Source organism: Dorea sp. MB18-49 (genome assembly GCF_023669465.1).
Classification (GTDB): Bacteria; Bacillota; Clostridia; order Lachnospirales; family Lachnospiraceae; genus Dorea_A; species Dorea_A longicatena.
The window spans coordinates 37110-54524 of sequence record NZ_JAMOYX010000009.1; the positions used below are offsets into that span (position 1 = coordinate 37110).

The following is a 17415-nucleotide window of genomic DNA, read 5'->3' on the forward strand; positions in this document are numbered from 1 at the left end:
TTATGTAGATACCAAAGTATGCAAGAGAAGTTGCCAGTGGCAAGTTCTCTGCATGGATATGGAAAAAGGAGGAAAATAAATGGATAACTACAGGAATAAAACCAGAAAAGTACAAATTGGGGATGTATGCATCGGTGGTGGAGAAAAAATTGCGATCCAGTCTATGACAAATACAAAGACGGAAGATGTAGAAGCATGTGTGGCACAGATTTTAAGACTTGAAAAAGCAGGATGTGATATCATTCGTGTGGCAGTGCCAACGATGGAAGCGGCAGAAAGTATCAGCAAGATTAAAAAGCAGATCCATATTCCACTGGTGGCGGATATACATTTTGATTATCGTCTGGCAATTGCAGCAATCGAAAACGGAGCGGATAAGATCCGTATCAATCCGGGAAATATCGGAGATGAAAAAAGAGTCAGAGCAGTGGTAGAAAAAGCAAAAGAATATCATATACCGATACGTGTCGGAGTGAACAGTGGATCGCTTGAAAAACATCTGGTAGAGAAATACCATGGAGTGACAGCAGAAGGACTGGTAGAAAGTGCACTGGATAAAGTGCATCTGATCGAAAATATGGGATATGATAATCTTGTAGTAAGTATCAAATCTTCAGATGTGATGATGTGTGTAAAAGCGCATGAATTGCTTGCACCGCAATGTCCATACCCGCTGCATGTCGGTATTACAGAGTCAGGAACATTACTTGCAGGAAATATAAAATCATCGATCGGACTCGGACTGATCTTAAGTCAGGGGATTGGAGATACGATTCGTGTATCTCTTACCGGAGACCCGGTAGAAGAGATCAAATCGGCCAAGCTGATCTTAAAGACACTGGGACTTAGAAAGGGTGGAATAGAAGTAGTATCCTGCCCGACCTGTGGAAGAACCAAGATTGATCTGATCGGACTCGCAAATCAGGTGCAGGATATGGTGGCGGATATTCCACTGGATATAAAAGTTGCTGTTATGGGATGTGTGGTAAACGGACCTGGAGAAGCAAAAGAAGCAGATATCGGAATTGCCGGAGGATGCGGAGAAGGTCTTTTAATCAAGAAAGGTGAAATTGTCAAAAAAGTAAAAGAAGAAGAATTATTGGAAACGTTAAGACAGGAGTTGTTACACTGGAATGAGTAAACCGTTTTTTGAGGTATTTCCGACATTAAAAGTAAAAGATGATATACAGATGATGTTTCAGGGTGTGGAAGTGACGAAAGTTTCTACCAATTCAACAAGGGATTTTATCCGTGTCAGCCTTTACAGCAGACATCTGATCCAGAAAAAACATATTTACGAAGTAGAACGCCTGCTAAAACAGCAGCTGTTTGCCAGAAGTCATATCCAGGTGTCGGTAAAAGAGCAGTATGATCTTTCAGAACAGTATACACCGGAAAATCTGATGAATGAATATTATGACAGCTTCCTGATGGAACTGGATCAAAGAAGCGTAGTAGAGCGGAATATGCTGCAGAATGCAAGTTATGAATTTGAAAACGGAAATATCCTCTGTCTGACACTGACTGATACCATTGTTGCACAGGGAAAAAAGGATTCGCTATCTACATATCTTTCAGATGTGTTTGAAGAACGGTTTCACAGGCCTGTGGAGATCCGTGTTCTTTATGAAAAAGCAAAAGACAGCAAGCTGAAATACAACGAGGCGAAATTAGAGCAGGAAATCGAAGCAATCAGAGAACAGTCGCAGGCCGTAAAAGCAAAGAAAGCACAGGAACTGGAACAAAAAGAAGAGAAGAAAGACGAAAAGACCAAAGCAAAAAGCAACTCAGCAGGAGAAAGCGGGAACAATACCAAAAGTGGCGGAAGAAGTTCAGGTGGATTTAAGAAGGGCGGCTCATTCGGAAAAGGTGGATATTCCTTTGTACGTAAAGCTACCGATGATCCAAACCTTATCTACGGACGTGATTTTGACGATGAGACGATAGAACTTAAGAATGTCCTGGGAGAGATGGGAGAGATTACCATCCGCGGAAAAGTCATCAGCATGGAGACCAGAGAGATACGTAACGAGAAGACGATCATTATGTTTGCAGTTACGGATTTTACGGATTCTATTATGGTGAAAATGTTTGTGCGGAATGATCAGCTGGCAGATATCCTGGGGGATATTAAGAATGGCGCATTTCTGAAATTAAAAGGTGTGACAACGGTTGACCGTTTTGATTCGGAACTGAATATCCAGTCGGTAGTCGGAATCAAAAAGATCAGTGATTTTACAGAATCCAGAGTGGATACGGCACCGGAAAAGCGTGTGGAGCTTCACTGCCATACAAAGATGAGCGATATGGATGCGGTAACTGATGTAACAACATTGCTGAAACAGGCGCATGACTGGGGGCATCCGGCGATGGCGATTACAGATCACGGTGTCGTTCAGGCGTTTACAGATGCGAACCATTATATTGAGTCGCTGGATAAGGATGATCCGTTTAAAGTGATTTACGGTGTGGAAGGCTACCTGGTGGACGACCTGACTGATGTGGCAGTGAATGAAAAGGGACAGCCACTGGATGATACTTATGTAGTATTTGACCTTGAGACGACAGGGTTCAGTCCAATTAAGGATAAGATTATTGAGATTGGTGCGGTGAAGGTAGAACATGGAGAGATTACTGATAAGTTCAGCACATTCGTTAATCCGAAAGTACCGATTCCATTTCAGATCACACAGCTTACCAGTATTACAGATCAGATGGTTATAGGAGCACCGGATATCGAGACAGTTCTTCCACAATTCCTGGAATTTATCGGTGATGCGGCACTGGTCGCACACAATGCATCCTTTGATGTAAGCTTTATTGAACAAAATTGCAGATATCAGGATATCCAGCCGGATTTCACATCGGTGGACACCGTGGCGATGGCGCGTATTCTTCTGCCGACACTTTCAAAGTACAAGCTGAATGTAGTGGCGAATGCACTGCATATTTCGCTGGAAAATCATCACAGGGCTGTTGATGATGCCGGGGCAACAGCAGAGATATTTGTGAAATTTGTAGAAATGTTAAAAGACAGGGGGATTTATGACCTGGCAAAACTGAATCAGTTCGGCGAAAATAATGCGGATGCTGTCCGCAAGCTTCCATCATACCATGTGATCATTCTGGCACTGAATGAAGTGGGACGCGTGAATCTGTATACGCTGATCTCGATGTCACATCTGAAATATTATGCGAGAAGACCGAGAATTCCAAAGAGTGAACTGTCGAAATACAGAGAAGGACTTCTGGTGGGAAGTGCCTGTGAGGCAGGAGAACTTTATCAGGCAATACTGAATGACAAATCAGAAGAACGCATTGCAAAGATCGCCAACTTTTATGATTATCTGGAGATTCAGCCGCTTGGAAACAACCAGTTTATGATTGAAAGCCCGAAGATCACGAAGGTACAGAAAGAGGAAGACTTAAAAGAAATCAACAGGAAGATCGTCGCACTTGGTGAACGGTTCAATAAGCCGGTTGTCGGAACTTGTGACGTGCATTTCATGAATCCGGAAGATGAGGTATACAGAAGAATCATCATGGCAGGAAAGGGCTTTGGTGATGCGGACAATCAGCCGCCGCTGTATCTGAGGACCACGGATGAGATGCTGGAAGAATTCGAATATCTGGGGTCTGCAAAGGCAAGAGAGATTGTCATCGAGAATCCGGTGAAGATCGCGGAGATGGTCGAAAAGATCACGCCGGTGCGTCCGGACAAGTGTCCGCCGGTTATCCCGGATTCGGACAAGATGCTCCGTGATATCTGTTATAATAAAGCACATTCCATGTACGGAGAGAATCTTCCGGAGATTGTTACCGAGCGTCTGGAGCGAGAACTGAATTCAATCATATCCAATGGTTTTGCCGTTATGTATATTATTGCACAGAAACTGGTATGGAAATCAGTGGAAGACGGATATCTGGTAGGTTCACGTGGTTCCGTAGGATCTTCTTTTGTAGCGACCATGGCGGGAATCACAGAGGTTAACCCATTAAGTCCGCACTATTACTGTAAGAAATGTCATTACAGTGATTTTGATTCGGAAGAAGTCAGAAAATTTGCCGGAGGCTGCGGATGGGATATGCCGGACCGTGTATGTCCGGTATGTGGAGAGAAGCTTATAAAAGATGGATTTGATATTCCGTTCGAGACTTTCCTTGGATTCAAGGGAAATAAAGAGCCGGATATTGACCTGAACTTCTCGGGAGATTATCAGAGTAATGCGCATAAGTATACAGAGGTTATCTTTGGTGCGGGTCAGACATTCCGTGCCGGAACGGTAGGTACACTGGCGGACAAGACCGCATTCGGTTATGTAAAGAATTATTACGAAGAACATGGACAGGGTAAAAGAAAATGTGAGATTGACCGTATCGTACAGGGGTGTACGGGAATCCGCCGAAGTACCGGACAGCATCCGGGAGGAATCATTGTACTTCCGCTTGGCGAAGAGATCAACTCTTTTACACCGGTACAGCATCCGGCGAATGATATGACGACGGATATCGTCACCACACATTTCGATTACCATTCGATAGACCACAACCTGTTAAAGCTTGATATTCTCGGACATGATGATCCGACTATGATCAAGACACTGGAGGAATATATCAGTTCCCCGGCGATGGACAACGAATACAATGAGACGGATAACCGTTTTGATGCTACGAAGATCCCACTGGATGATCCGGGGGTAATTTCTTTGTTTCATGATACATCGGCACTTGGTATCAAGCCGGATGATATCGGCGGATGTCCGGTCGGATGCCTTGGGATCCCGGAATTTGGAACTGATTTCGTTATCCAGATGGTAGTGGATACAAAGCCGAATACAATTTCGGATCTGATCCGTATCTCCGGTCTGTCACATGGAACGGACGTGTGGCTGAATAATGCACAGGAACTGATCCGGAGCGGAAAGGCAACCATTTCCACGGCAATCTGTACCCGTGATGATATCATGACCTATCTGATCAACAAGGGGATGGACAGTGAGGAATCATTTACCATTATGGAGCGTGTCCGTAAGGGAACCGTTGCAAAAGGAAAATGTAAAGAATGGCCGGAGTTCAAAAAAGACATGGCAGAACACAATGTACCCGACTGGTATGTCTGGTCCTGTGAACAGATCAAATACATGTTCCCGAAAGCGCATGCGGCAGCATACGTTATGATGGCATACCGTATTGCATACTGTAAGATCAACTATCCACTGGCATATTATGGGGCGTATTTTGGAATCCGTGCAGATGCATTTTCTTACGAGATCATGTGCCAGGGGAAGGAAAAGCTTCAGTACTATATTGATGATTACAACCGCCGTTCTGCGACACTCAGTAAAAAAGAACAGGATACGATGAAGGATATGAAGATTGTGCAGGAGATGTATGCAAGAGGATTCGAATTTGAGCCGCTTGATATCTACAAAGCACAGGCGACAAAGTTCCTGATCGTAAACGGCAAGCTGATGCCGCCACTTTCGAGTATCGACGGTATGGGAGAAAAAGCTGCCGAGGCAGTTGCAGAAGCATCTAAAGACGGAACTTATCTGTCACTGGATGACTTCAGACAGAGAACAAAAGCAAGTAAGACCGTTATTGACACGATGGTAGAGCTTGGGATCCTTGCAGATCTTCCGGCATCGAACCAGCTGTCATTGTTTGATTTTTAGAGTGCCAGATAGCAAAAAAGCAGGAGAAAGATAACAGATGGGAAGAATGAAACAGTCACAGATCACATACTGGTGTCACGAGATCATCCGCTCGCAGGCAGAAGAAGGCGGATATTATATCGATGCGACCATGGGAAAGGGGAATGATACCCTGTTCCTGTGTGAGCTTGCCGGAGAAAAAGGAAAGGTACTTGCATTTGATATTCAACAGGAAGCTCTGGATGTGACGAAAGAATTACTGAAAACGCATGGAAAAGAAATGCAGGCAGAATTAATTCTGGATGGTCATGAACATATGGACCGGTATGCCGGAAAAGAGAGTGCAGACGTGATCTGCTTTAATTTCGGATATCTTCCGGGAGGCGATCATAATCTTGCAACCACATACAGGACCAGTATTGAGGCAATCGGAAAAGGCCTTGGCATATTGAAACACGGTGGTATGATGAGCCTGTGCATTTACAGCGGCGGAGATACCGGGTTTGAAGAGAAAGAAAAAATCCTGGAATATGTGAAAGCACTTCCGGGAAAAGAGTATACCGTGATCGTCAATGAATACTATAACCGGAAGAACTGTCCGCCGATGCCGGTATTTATCTTCAAGGAATAAGTCGGATGATGACAGGAATCGGAAAAGGATAAATCAGAAATGAGGGTATGCAGATGAGAAGAAAAGACAGAGAAGTAACAGAGATGGAAGAAATCCAACAGATTTTTGATGAATGCAAGGTGTGCAGAATCGGGATCATGGATGAGAACGGGCCGTATATTGTGCCGGTGAACTATGGATACGTAAGGGAAGAAGGAAAAGTGATCCTTTATATCCATGGTGCAAGAGAAGGAAAAAAGATCGATCTGATCAGAAAAAATGCAAATGTCGGAGTTGAAATTGATTACAGACATGAACTGGTGGAAGGAGATACCGCATGTCAGTACAGTTATTACTATGCAAGTATCATCGGAAAAGGAGCTGCAAGTATTATCGATAATCCAAGAGAAAAGCTAAAGGCCCTGAATGTTATCATGAAGCACCAGACCGGCAGAACATTTGATGAATTCCAGAAAAATCCAAATCTTGAAAAAGCGGTAGCAATCATTCGTATAGACCTGAATGAGTATAGCTGCAAGAAACATATATAAAAAACCATGTTTCTGCCAAATTAATGCTTTAACTCGCGAAAGTATTGTGTTATACTATTACAAGGTGGCGTAAATGGAATGCCGCTTACACGAAAGGATGGAAAAGAAGTATGTCAGAAAAAGTAATTATGCTTGGAAACGAGGCGATTGCCAGAGGTGCATATGAGGCCGGAGTAAAGGTTTCGGCAGCATATCCAGGTACGCCTAGTACAGAGATCAGTGAGAACCTGGTCAAATATAAAGACAGTTTATACTGCGAGTGGTCACCGAATGAAAAAGTTGCGACAGAAGTAGCGATCGGTGCATCTGTAGCGGGGGTACGTGCGATGTCCTGTATGAAGCACGTTGGATTTAATGTGGCAGCAGACCCTACATATACAGTTTCTTATATGGGTGTAAACGGAGGACTTGTCATTGTTGTTGCGGATGATCCGGGACTTTACAGTTCTCAGAATGAGCAGGATACAAGAATGGTAGCACGTGCGGCACAGCTCCCTGTTATCGAGCCTTCAGACAGTTCAGAAGCAAAAGAATTTATCAAAGTAGCATTTGATCTGAGTGAGAAATTTGACCGTCCGTTTGTTTACCGTACAACAACAAGACTGGCACATTCCCAGGGACTTGTAGAATTAAACGAACGCAAAGAAATAGAAGATAAACCATATGAGAAGAATATCCGCAAGAATGTTATGATGCCGGGAAATGCAAAACTCCGCCACGTAGAGATTGAAAAGCGCAATCTCGAACTTGCGGAAGCTGCTAATACACTTCCAATCAACAAAGTAGAGATGAATGACACAAAGATCGGTGTAATCACCAGCGGTATTCCATACCAGTATGTAAAGGAAGCACTTCCGGAAGCATCTGTATTAAAACTTGGTATGGTAAATCCGCTTCCAAGAAAGCTGATCGAAGAATTTGCTTCAAAAGTAGATACCTTATATGTTGTAGAAGAACTGGACCCGGTGATTGAGACACAGGTTAAATCCTGGGGCATCAAAGCGATCGGAAAAGAAATCTTCACGGTACAGGGGGAATACAGTGCCAATATGCTCCGTGAGGCAATTCTGAAAGAAGAACTTGATATCAGTAAGCCTGCGCAGGCACCGGGAAGACCACCAATCTTATGTCCGGGATGTCCACACAGAGGTGTGTACTATGTACTGAACAAGTTAAAGATTCATGCGGCAGGTGACATTGGCTGTTATACACTGGGCGCAGTAGCACCACTTAGTGTTGTGGATACAACCATCTGTATGGGAGCAAGTATTTCAAGCCTTCATGGTATGGAAAAGGCAAAAGGAAAAGAATATATTAAGAACTGGGTTGCTGTGATTGGCGATTCTACATTCTTACATACGGGTGTCAATTCTCTGATGAATATGATGTATAACAAAGCAACAGGAACCGTCATCATCTTGGATAACTCTACAACCGGTATGACCGGACATCAGGATCATGCGGCAACAGGAAAGACACTGCAGGGAGATCCGACATATGCAATTGATATTCCGGCATTATGTCGTGCAATAGGTGTTAAGAATGTGGTAGAAGTCAATGCAAGAGATATTCAGGCTGTGGAAAAGGCTGTAAAAGAAGAGATTGCCAAAGATGAAGTATCCGTGATCATTACGAAGACACCATGTGTACTTCTGGACAAATCAAAGAAACCGTTATATCAGACGCATACAGATAAATGTAAGAAGTGTGGTATGTGCATGAAACCTGGATGTCCTGCAATGACAAAAAATGCTGACGGAACAGTGTCCATCGATGATACGATGTGTACTGGATGCGGACTTTGTGCAAGCCTGTGTAAATTCGATGCGATTGAGTTAGTAAAGGAAGGTGACAGATAATGGCAACAAAGAATATTATGATTGTCGGAGTCGGCGGACAGGGAACACTGCTTACCAGCAGAATCTTAGGAGGACTTGCCATTACCGGCGGATATGACGTAAAACTTTCCGAAGTACATGGAATGGCTCAGCGTGGAGGAAGCGTTGTAACATTTGTAAGGTACGGAGACCAGGTGGCAGAACCAATCGTAGAAGAAGGGCAGGCAGATGTGATTATCGCATTTGAACGTCTGGAAGCACTGAGATATGCACATTTCCTGAAAAAAGACGGAGCATTGATCATCAATGACTGGAGAATTGATCCGATGCCGGTTGTGATCGGGGCAGCAGAATACCCGGAAGACATTATTGAAACACTGGGGAAAGATCACAAAGTATATACAGTAAATGCAACAGAAGAAGCAAAAAAAATCGGTAATTCCAGAGTATTCAATCTGATTGTGCTTGGAGTTGCAGCACAGCACATGGACTTTACAAAAGAACAATGGTATGAGGTGATTGAAAAGACAGTTCCTCCGAAAACTATTGAGATAAATAAAAAGGCATTTGATGTTGGTTATTATTTATAAGGAGGTACATAAGAGGTTATGGCAAAGGTAGCATTAAAGGACTGGAAAGAACAGATCAGAGATCCTAAGATTGAATGCATGAGCAGGGATGAGATGACTGCACTTCAGAGTGAACGTCTGGTAAAACAGGTTAAGAATGTATATGATCACGTAGAATTTTATCGCAAGAAAATGGATGATATAGGAATCGAACCGGGAGATATCAAGGGGATTGAAGATATCGGTAAACTTCCATTTACGACAAAAGAAGATTTAAGAGCGAATTATCCATTCGGACTTCTGGCTGTTCCACAGGAAAAGATCGTCAGAGTGCAGGGAACATCAGGAACAACCGGTAAGCTGACTCTTGCTTCTTATACACAGAAAGATGTAGATGTATGGGGAGAATGTGTGGCAAGAGGACTTACGATGGCAGGACTTACTGCAGAGGATCGTCTGCATATCTGCTATGGATATGGCTTGTTTACAGGAGGAATGGGACTGGATTTCGGAGCAAGAAAGCTTGGAGCAATGGCTATTCCGATGTCAGCAGGTAATACAAAAAGACAGTTGATGTGTATGGAAGATTTTGGTGCGACTGCATTTGCATGTACTCCATCTTATGCTTTATATCTGGCAGAAGCTGCCAACGAGGCAGGCATCGTAGATAAGCTTCGGTTAAAAGTAGGAATCAATGGCGCAGAGCCATGGACAGAAGAGATGCGTCTGAAGATTGAAGAACTGTTAAATGTTAACTGTTTTGATATCTATGGATTGTGTGAGATTACAGGTCCGGGTGTTGCACTGGAATGTATCCATCATAAAGGAATGCATATATATGAAGATTATTTCTATCCGGAAGTATTGAATCCGGCAGATCATACACCATGTGCAGACGGGGAGACAGGAGAACTTGTATTTACCACACTTGTAAAAGAAGGTATGCCGTTACTTCGTTACAGAACAAAGGATCTTACAAGTATTGATCATTCTACGTGTGAGTGTGGAAGAACGCTTCCTAGAATTTCCAAGTTCAAAGGCCGTACAGATGATATGAAGGTTATCCGCGGAGTCAACGTATTCCCGACACAGGTAGAGACAGCCCTGCTTTCTATCGGAGGCGGTGTTGCACCACATTATATGATGATCGTAGATCGTGAAAATAACCTGGATGTACTGACTGTAATGGTAGAAGTAGATGAAAAATATTTTTCAGATGAGATCCGTAAGCTGGATGAACTGAAGAACAAAGTGGCTGCAGTACTGAAACAGGCACTTGGTGTTGCAGTAAGAGTAAAACTTGTAGAGCCTAAGACAATCGAAAGAAGCGAAGGCAAGGCAAAACGTGTCATTGATAACAGAGGTTTATAAACAGGAGGGAATAACATGGGCGTAAGTAATACTGTACAACAGTTATCAGTTTTTTTGGAAAACAGAGAAGGACGTCTGGAAGAAGTATTGGATGTACTGGCAAAAAAAGGTGTGAATATTGTTGCACTGAGTCTTGCGGATACATCAGATTATGGAATGCTTCGTCTGATCGTCTCTGACCCGCACAAAGGACGTGCAGCATTAAAAGAAGCTGGAATTACAGCAATGCTGACAGATGTTGTAGCACTTCGTGTACCACATGCAACCGGTTCATTGAATAAAGCAATGCATCAGATTGTAGATGGAGAAGTGAATATTGAATATATGTATGCATTTGCAAATGGAGCAGATGCAGCAGCTGTATTAAAGAGTGATGATCCTGGAAGGGTGATCGATATTCTTAAAGGTAGTGGTTTCGACGTGTATAGCGCGGACGAGGCATATCGTGCTAATCAATAGAAGTGAAAGAGGAACAGTATGAGTGTAGACAAAAGCAGCGTTTTAAAAAAGTTACGGGAATCGGATGCCATCTATGTATTGATGTCTGATTGTACAAGAATGCCTTTCGTGGTATGTGATCCGGAGACGTATGATGATGAAGTGTTTATATTCTTTTCAGAAGAAGATGCAATGCGCGGAGGACAGGAATTCCTGAAGGCGAATAATCCGTTAAAAATTTTTAATATTGAAAAAAAATACCTGCTTCCTTTCTATAGCAGTTTATTCCCAATCGGGGTGAACTGTATGGTAATCGGTAAAGGAACAGAAGAAGAGATTGCGATTCAGTTAGGGGAACTGGTTAGAAGACCGGAACAGAAGCCGGGCGAAGAACCGATTGAGAATCCGGAACTTCAGATTACTGCAATGTATTTTATGCAGAAGGTAAGAAGCCAGAAAGAATTAAAACTCACGGATGAAACAAAGGAACTGCAGGAAGAACTGATGGCACATTATCAGAGGGGCAGATATATCACGGCAATCAGTGAAGATAAAAAAATGCCGATTTTGAATAAAGATGACGGACAGGTACTGATGCCGATCTTTACAGACGTTCAGGAATTCCTGAAATTCCAGAATGAGAACAGAGATATGAAGTATACAATGGGAGTTGTCGAAGCAGCCAGAATTCCGGAAGCAATGGGCTCGGAAGTTACGGGAGTTGTGGTTAATCCATTTGGAATTGATCTTCAGCTGAATGTTTCAAGACCACAGAAATAATACTGAATAATACAGAAGAACCGGTCATCTGTGTATCTTCAGATGACCGGTTTGGCAGATATGATAAAAGCCAGATAACTGCAGTTATCTGGCTTTTTCTCATAATCCTCTCTCATTAAGTCATGTATTACTTTTAAATATTTAAATCCGAAATAGATATATTTTAATATATAAAAGGTACATTAAAAACTTAGATTGTTGCGATTAGAGTGGTGTTACGTTAACAGCCTGTGGGCCCTTAGCACCTTCTGTAACTTCGTATTCCACTTCCTGACCTTCTTCAAGTGTCTTGAATCCTTCCATATTCAGTCCTGAATAATGAACAAATACATCATGACCCTCAGCGTCAGAAATGAAACCGTAGCCTTTTTGGTTGTTAAACCATTTTACAGTACCTTTCATGATTATACCTCCATAAAAATTATTAAATCGTGCAATTTATAAAAGTATTCTATGAATTGCACTGTTGTCAGATTAGCATATATTGATAAAGACGTCAATGAATTTAAGGAATGTTTTTGTGTTTTTATACAAAAAACACAATAAAAATCTGATTATCCGCTAAAACACAGTATCTATCAGCATTTTCAAGGAAACAAACACATCAATTTACTACTTATTTACTACTAACGAATGAGCCTTGATACGCTAGTTTTCTTAGATATGCAAAGATATGGTACAGCACATCAGTATTGAAACAAGAAAAATTTAATATTTCATAGACTATGGAACGCCTAACATGACGTTCCTTTTCTATTTCCAGCCGTTCTTATTGGACGGCTATTTTATTACTCAAAACGAAAGGAGCATTAGACTTATGAAAAAGATATTAAAGCGATTGTGTACGGGCTTCTTAGCTCTTGCAACTGTCGTTACTGCTTTACCGAGTACACCCGTTCATGCAGAAAGTAAGCAATACTGGACGGAAAGTGCAGAGCGTGTCGGTATCATTGAAAAAGTAATGAATGACGGTTCTATCGGTTCTACATTCAATGAGGGCATGATGAAAGTTGAGGGCGAAACTGCCTATTGTATTGACATCAATACAGATTTCAAAAATGGTTACAAGACCAGAGCTGACGCAAGCTCACGCATGAGTGCCGACCAGATTTCAGATGTGGCGTTATCCTTAGAGTATGTCAAACAGTATGGCGAAGCTCACAAGGAACTGAATTACAAGCAAGTCTATCTGTTGGAACAATGTGTTGTCTGGCAGAGATTGAGCGTACATCTTGGCTGGCAATGTGATAACGTGCGAGCTTCTTATGATGAAATTCCAAAGGCAACACAGGACGAAGTTTTCTCTGGTGCAAAAGCCTTTGTCAAAGAGAATAAAGGACGCTATGAATGTGGCGGTTATATCTACTCTGGCGAGGGGCAGGAATTAGGACAATTCTGGGCGAAACTGAATGTCGGAAATGCGAAACTACAAAAGACTTCCAGTAATACCAGCATTACAAACGGTAACGGGAATTACTCTGTCGCTGGTGCAATCTACGGTGTCTTTTCTGATAAGGACTGCACGAAACAGCTTGCCACCCTTACGACTGATGAAAACGGAAATACAGATGTTGTAGAGGTAAAAGCAGGCACAGTCTATATCAAGGAATTATCCGCACCAGCAGGATATAAAGTAGATAAAACTGTATATTCCTTAAAGATTGAAGCTGGAAAGACAGCGACATTGAACGTATCTGATACGCCAAAAGTAACGGACACTTTGATTGAGCTTTTCAAGATTGACATGGAAACACAGAAAGACAATCCGCAAGGAAACGCTTCTCTAGCAGGTGCGGAATTTACATGGAAGTATTATGCAGGCTTCTATACTAAAGACAATCTCCCTGCCGAAGCTACTCGTACATGGGTTACAAAGACAATCGCTGAAACAGACAGCGACGGGACAACCCACTACATCACAAAATTAGCGGACGCATACAAGGTGTCTGGCGACAGCTTCTATATGCAAGACGGTAAAGCCGTTTTTCCACTTGGAACACTAACCGTTGAAGAAACGAAAGCTCCAAATGGCTACTTACTTGACGGTGCATATATGCAGGCTGGCGATAAGTCCGAACAGATTAAGGGCTTATATGTAACACAGATTACCGAGGACGGCGACCTTGCCGTATTATCTGGAAGTAACCAGTTTTCCGTTTCTGACAAGGTTATCCGTGGCGGTGTCAAAATTCAGAAACGAGATTTAGAAACGGGCGATACAAAGCCACAAGGAAGTGCCACTTTGAAAGATACTGCCTTTGACATCATTTCCTTAAAAGATAATGCAGTATTGGTTGAGGGCAAGCTATACAAAAAAAATGAAGTGGTAAAGACAATTCGTACCGATATTGAGGGTGTCGCTTCTACTTCTGCCGACCTTTTACCTTATGGAAAGTTTCGTATCGTTGAAAGTGAAGCTCCAAACGGATATTTGACTGACGGTGCAAAACCGATTGATTTTACAATCACAGAAAATGGAAAAATTGTGGACTTAACCGACAAAGCCCATTCTATCTACAATCAGATTAAGCGTGGGGATATTGAGGGCGTGAAAATCGGTGCAGGCACACACAAGCGTCTTGCTGATGTTCCTTTTAGGATCACAAGCAAGACGACGGGCGAAAATCATGTCGTGGTAACTGATGATAACGGGCAATTCTCCACTTCTGCTGACTGGGCTTCTCATAAGCACAATACAAACGCAGGCAAGACCAGCGAGGACGGTGTGTGGTTTGGGATTTCTGAACCAGACGACAGCAAGGGTGCATTACCTTATGATACCTATATCATTGAAGAAATGCGTTGTGACAGTAACAAAGGCTTTGAACTTATCCCACCTTTTGAAATCGTGGTATCAAGAAATAACCTTGTGGTTGATTTAGGGACGCTGACTGATGAATACGAAAAAGAAATCTCTATCCATACCACAGCGACCAGCAAGGACGGCGAAAAGACTATCCTTGCAGGAAAAGAGGTAACAATCGTTGATACAGTCAAATTGGACGGACTTACAAAAGGCACAAAATATCAGCTCAAAGGCTGGCAGATGTTAAAGGAAGAAAACACCGAGCTTATCATTGACGGGAAACGTGTAGAAAACGACTATACCTTTATCGCTGATGATGAGGAAATGAAAGTGGAAATTACTTATACATTCAATGCGTCTGCTTTAGGTGGCAAGAACCTTGTTACCTTTGAAGAATTGTATAATTTCAGCAATCCAGACGAACCCGTAAAAGTTGCGGAACACAAAGACATTGAGGACGACGGGCAGACGGTACTTATCACAGAGCGTATCATCAAAATTCATACGACTGCTACCGATAAGGACGGCAACAAAGAGCTTGAAGCTGGAAAAGACGTTACAATCATTGATACGGTTACTTTAGAGGGCTTAGAAGTCGGCACAAAATATCAGTTAAAGGGCTGGCAGATGTTGAAAAAAGAAAATGCAGAACTTCTTATCAATGGAAAGCGTGTGGAAAGTGATTACACTTTTACCGCTGACAGCGAAAACATGAAAGTAGAAGTTGCCTTTACTTTTGACGCTACTTCTTTTAACGGAAAACAGCTTGTAACTTTTGAAGAATTGTACGATTTAAGCAATCCAGACGAGCCGAAGAAAGTTACCGAGCATAAGGATATTGAGGATAAGGGACAGACGATTACCTTTAAGGAAAAACCAGAAGTCCCAAAAGAACCAGAGAAACCCGAAACACCACAGACACCAGAAAAGCCTAGCAGACCTAGCGACAGTCCCAAAACGGGCGATAACACCAACCTTTACGAACTGCTTGTACTTCTTTTAACTTCTGGTGCTGGACTGGCAGGTATCTTCTTCTACAAACGCCGTAAAATGAAGAAATCATAAGGCGGTAATGGTATGAGAAAAGGAAAATCACGCTCTCCGCCGAAGCTGTCAAACGGCAGACTTCCGCTTATTCTGGCTTGTCTGCCAACAACCTGCAAGAACACGGATAGTCAAGGGTGCGTAAGCATTTATTTTACCCTTTACTATCTGTGGGATTGCTGGTACTTCCCTAACCGCCAGAATAAGAAATCACAATCAAAAAACTTATCAAATATAGAAAGAAACGAGGTAAAACACTATGGAAATGAAATATGTCGTGCCAGATATGGCACAGTCTTTTGGAACTCTTGAATTTGCAGGCGAAAGCGACCATGTTTTTGAGAGAGATAAAGATAACCGCAGATTTTTCGCAAGAAGAAGCTATAACCTTTATTCAGATGTGCAGAGAGGGGAAAATGTTGTGGTGGAAATTCCCGTGCAGGCTGGCGAAAAGCATTTCAAGTATGAACAGAAAGTAAAACTTGTCAATCCGAAGTTATACGGCAGAGGTTACGCAATCGGGGATATGGGACATACCGATTATGTGTTGCTTGCTGATGATATTGTAGCAGTTGAAGAAAAGTAAAGGAGTGAAGCATTTATGAGATTATCAAACGGGTTTGTTATTGACAAAGAGAAAACATTTGGAGAATTAAAATTTACAGCGGTGCGTGATGTGTTCTTGCAGAATGAGGACGGGACACCGAGTACCCAGCTTAAAAAGCGTATCTATGATTTGAAGTGCAGTCTGCATGGTGGAATTATCCCCGTGTCCGTACCGCCAGAAGTACCGTTAAGGGAATTTCCGTACAATGCAGTTGTGGAACTTGTCAATCCAGTAGCCGATACGGTATCACGAAAAACCTATACAGGTGCAGATGTGGACTGGTATGTAAAGGCAGAGGATATTGTGTTGAAGAATAAAGGCAATCAGAACGCAGGTAATCCACAGAACCCTACACCGCAGGGACAACAGAAAAAATAGGATTGCCGAGTAAAAATTATATTGTAGAGCATACTGCATAACGGTATAATTATTTCATATCAAATATAATGGAGTGATGAAAATGAAGCATATCTTAATTGTTGATGATGATATTCATATAAACAAAATGTTGGACGAAGTTTTAGTACATGAAAGATATATGGTTTCCCATGCTTACTCTGGTACAGAAGCATTATTATTTTTAGCAGATACAAAACCAGATTTGATTTTGCTAGACTTAATGTTACCGGGATTGTCTGGGGAAGAATTATTACCACAAATATCAGATATTCCCATTATTGTTATGAGTGCAAAAGTAGATGTTGAAGATAAGGTATCTCTTTTACTTGGTGGTGCAGTTGATTATGTTACTAAGCCTTTTGATACAAAAGAATTATTGGCAAGAATTACTGTTGCACTTAGAGTTAAAACACCCTCATTAAACAGAACATTAGAATTTGAAGATATTACATTGGATACATTTACTTATGAAGTGTTCATAGAGGACAAAAAAGTAAAACTGACGAGAACGGAATATGCTATTTTGAAATTGTTAATACAAAATCCGAAGCAAGTTATTGTAAAGTCATTTCTTTTAGAAAAAATTAGTGAGGACACACCAGACTGTACTGAAAGCTCATTAAAAATGCACATTAGTAATTTAAGAAAAAAACTTCGTGATATAAGTGGAAAAGATTATATTGAAGCTGTTTGGGGAATTGGATTTAAAATGAGAACAGAATAAATCTTTACTGTTTCTTTACTGTTT

Annotated in this window: 14 protein-coding genes; 13 read left to right on the forward strand and 1 reads right to left on the reverse strand. The window is 41.9% G+C overall.

Annotation, left to right across the window (positions count from 1 at the left end):
- Positions 1–79 precede the first annotated feature (79 nt).
- The 9 genes from ispG to NCY30_RS04705 all read left to right on the forward strand — a co-directional run bounded on the left by ispG (position 80) and on the right by NCY30_RS04705 (position 11811).
- Positions 80–1141, forward strand: a complete 1062-nt coding sequence (gene ispG, locus NCY30_RS04665) for a flavodoxin-dependent (E)-4-hydroxy-3-methylbut-2-enyl-diphosphate synthase (protein ID WP_006428941.1) — start codon at positions 80–82, stop codon at positions 1139–1141.
- Positions 1134–5675 carry a PolC-type DNA polymerase III gene (locus tag NCY30_RS04670; RefSeq protein WP_250818523.1) on the forward strand — a complete coding sequence of 1514 codons (4542 nt, stop codon included), beginning with the start codon at positions 1134–1136 and terminating at the stop codon, positions 5673–5675. Before ispG ends, NCY30_RS04670 begins: the two co-directional genes overlap by 8 nt.
- 46 nt (positions 5676–5721) lie before the next feature.
- A complete protein-coding gene (locus tag NCY30_RS04675; RefSeq protein ID WP_139009810.1) occupies positions 5722–6285 on the forward strand; it encodes a tRNA (mnm(5)s(2)U34)-methyltransferase in 564 nt (187 codons plus the stop codon).
- 53 nt (positions 6286–6338) lie between these two features.
- The gene (locus NCY30_RS04680) at positions 6339–6815 is read left to right on the forward strand and encodes a pyridoxamine 5'-phosphate oxidase family protein (RefSeq protein ID WP_243117864.1); all 477 of its coding nucleotides are present in this window, start codon (positions 6339–6341) and stop codon (positions 6813–6815) included.
- 110 nt (positions 6816–6925) lie between these two features.
- A complete protein-coding gene (gene iorA, locus NCY30_RS04685) occupies positions 6926–8674 on the forward strand; it encodes an indolepyruvate ferredoxin oxidoreductase subunit alpha (RefSeq protein ID WP_006428937.1) in 1749 nt (582 codons plus the stop codon).
- Positions 8674–9243: an indolepyruvate oxidoreductase subunit beta gene (locus NCY30_RS04690; RefSeq protein ID WP_055180130.1), complete on the forward strand. Its 570-nt coding sequence runs from the start codon at positions 8674–8676 to the stop codon at positions 9241–9243. The genes iorA and NCY30_RS04690 overlap by 1 nt, the downstream gene beginning before the upstream one ends.
- 18 nt (positions 9244–9261) lie before the next feature.
- Positions 9262–10593 (forward strand): phenylacetate--CoA ligase family protein, encoded by a 1332-nt coding sequence (locus NCY30_RS04695; protein ID WP_055180131.1) that lies wholly within the window; start codon positions 9262–9264, stop codon positions 10591–10593.
- Positions 10594–10608: 15 nt separating this feature from the next.
- Complete coding sequence (locus tag NCY30_RS04700; RefSeq protein ID WP_006428934.1) at positions 10609–11052, forward strand: hypothetical protein; 444 nt, start codon at positions 10609–10611, stop codon at positions 11050–11052.
- An 18-nt stretch (positions 11053–11070) separates the two neighbouring features.
- A complete protein-coding gene (locus tag NCY30_RS04705) occupies positions 11071–11811 on the forward strand; it encodes an SseB family protein (protein ID WP_055214686.1) in 741 nt (246 codons plus the stop codon).
- A gap of 204 nt (positions 11812–12015) precedes the next feature.
- Here the strand turns inward: NCY30_RS04705 and NCY30_RS04710 are convergent, their stop codons facing one another.
- Entirely contained in the window at positions 12016–12213 is a 198-nt protein-coding gene (locus NCY30_RS04710; RefSeq protein WP_006428932.1) for a cold-shock protein, read from the reverse strand.
- 415 nt (positions 12214–12628) lie between these two features.
- Here NCY30_RS04710 and NCY30_RS04715 point away from each other — a divergent pair, with 415 nt between their 5' ends.
- The 4 genes from NCY30_RS04715 to NCY30_RS04730 all read left to right on the forward strand — a co-directional run bounded on the left by NCY30_RS04715 (position 12629) and on the right by NCY30_RS04730 (position 17391).
- Positions 12629–15682 carry an SrtB-anchored collagen-binding adhesin gene (locus NCY30_RS04715; protein ID WP_250818524.1) on the forward strand — a complete coding sequence of 1018 codons (3054 nt, stop codon included), beginning with the start codon at positions 12629–12631 and terminating at the stop codon, positions 15680–15682.
- 238 nt (positions 15683–15920) lie between these two features.
- Positions 15921–16247, forward strand: coding sequence for a YdcP family protein (locus tag NCY30_RS04720; protein ID WP_042741781.1), 327 nt, complete (start codon positions 15921–15923; stop codon positions 16245–16247).
- Positions 16248–16262: 15 nt separating this feature from the next.
- Positions 16263–16646 carry a YdcP family protein gene (locus NCY30_RS04725; RefSeq protein WP_055297303.1) on the forward strand — a complete coding sequence of 128 codons (384 nt, stop codon included), beginning with the start codon at positions 16263–16265 and terminating at the stop codon, positions 16644–16646.
- Positions 16647–16728: 82 nt separating this feature from the next.
- Positions 16729–17391 (forward strand): response regulator transcription factor, encoded by a 663-nt coding sequence (locus NCY30_RS04730; protein ID WP_028088146.1) that lies wholly within the window; start codon positions 16729–16731, stop codon positions 17389–17391.
- Positions 17392–17415 lie beyond the last annotated feature (24 nt).

Bases quoted from the DNA above. Each gene is read 5' to 3' on its own strand.
- ispG (WP_006428941.1), top strand. From the start codon at position 80: ATGGATAACTACAGGAATAAAACCAGAAAAGTACAAATTGGGGATGTA.
- NCY30_RS04670 (WP_250818523.1), top strand. From the start codon at position 1,134: ATGAGTAAACCGTTTTTTGAGGTATTTCCGACATTAAAAGTAAAAGAT.
- NCY30_RS04675 (WP_139009810.1), top strand. From the start codon at position 5,722: ATGAAACAGTCACAGATCACATACTGGTGTCACGAGATCATCCGCTCG.
- NCY30_RS04680 (WP_243117864.1), top strand. From the start codon at position 6,339: ATGAGAAGAAAAGACAGAGAAGTAACAGAGATGGAAGAAATCCAACAG.
- iorA (WP_006428937.1), top strand. From the start codon at position 6,926: ATGTCAGAAAAAGTAATTATGCTTGGAAACGAGGCGATTGCCAGAGGT.
- NCY30_RS04690 (WP_055180130.1), top strand. From the start codon at position 8,674: ATGGCAACAAAGAATATTATGATTGTCGGAGTCGGCGGACAGGGAACA.
- NCY30_RS04695 (WP_055180131.1), top strand. From the start codon at position 9,262: ATGGCAAAGGTAGCATTAAAGGACTGGAAAGAACAGATCAGAGATCCT.
- NCY30_RS04700 (WP_006428934.1), top strand. From the start codon at position 10,609: ATGGGCGTAAGTAATACTGTACAACAGTTATCAGTTTTTTTGGAAAAC.
- NCY30_RS04705 (WP_055214686.1), top strand. From the start codon at position 11,071: ATGAGTGTAGACAAAAGCAGCGTTTTAAAAAAGTTACGGGAATCGGAT.
- NCY30_RS04710 (WP_006428932.1), bottom strand. From the start codon at position 12,213: ATGAAAGGTACTGTAAAATGGTTTAACAACCAAAAAGGCTACGGTTTC.
- NCY30_RS04715 (WP_250818524.1), top strand. From the start codon at position 12,629: ATGAAAAAGATATTAAAGCGATTGTGTACGGGCTTCTTAGCTCTTGCA.
- NCY30_RS04720 (WP_042741781.1), top strand. From the start codon at position 15,921: ATGGAAATGAAATATGTCGTGCCAGATATGGCACAGTCTTTTGGAACT.
- NCY30_RS04725 (WP_055297303.1), top strand. From the start codon at position 16,263: ATGAGATTATCAAACGGGTTTGTTATTGACAAAGAGAAAACATTTGGA.
- NCY30_RS04730 (WP_028088146.1), top strand. From the start codon at position 16,729: ATGAAGCATATCTTAATTGTTGATGATGATATTCATATAAACAAAATG.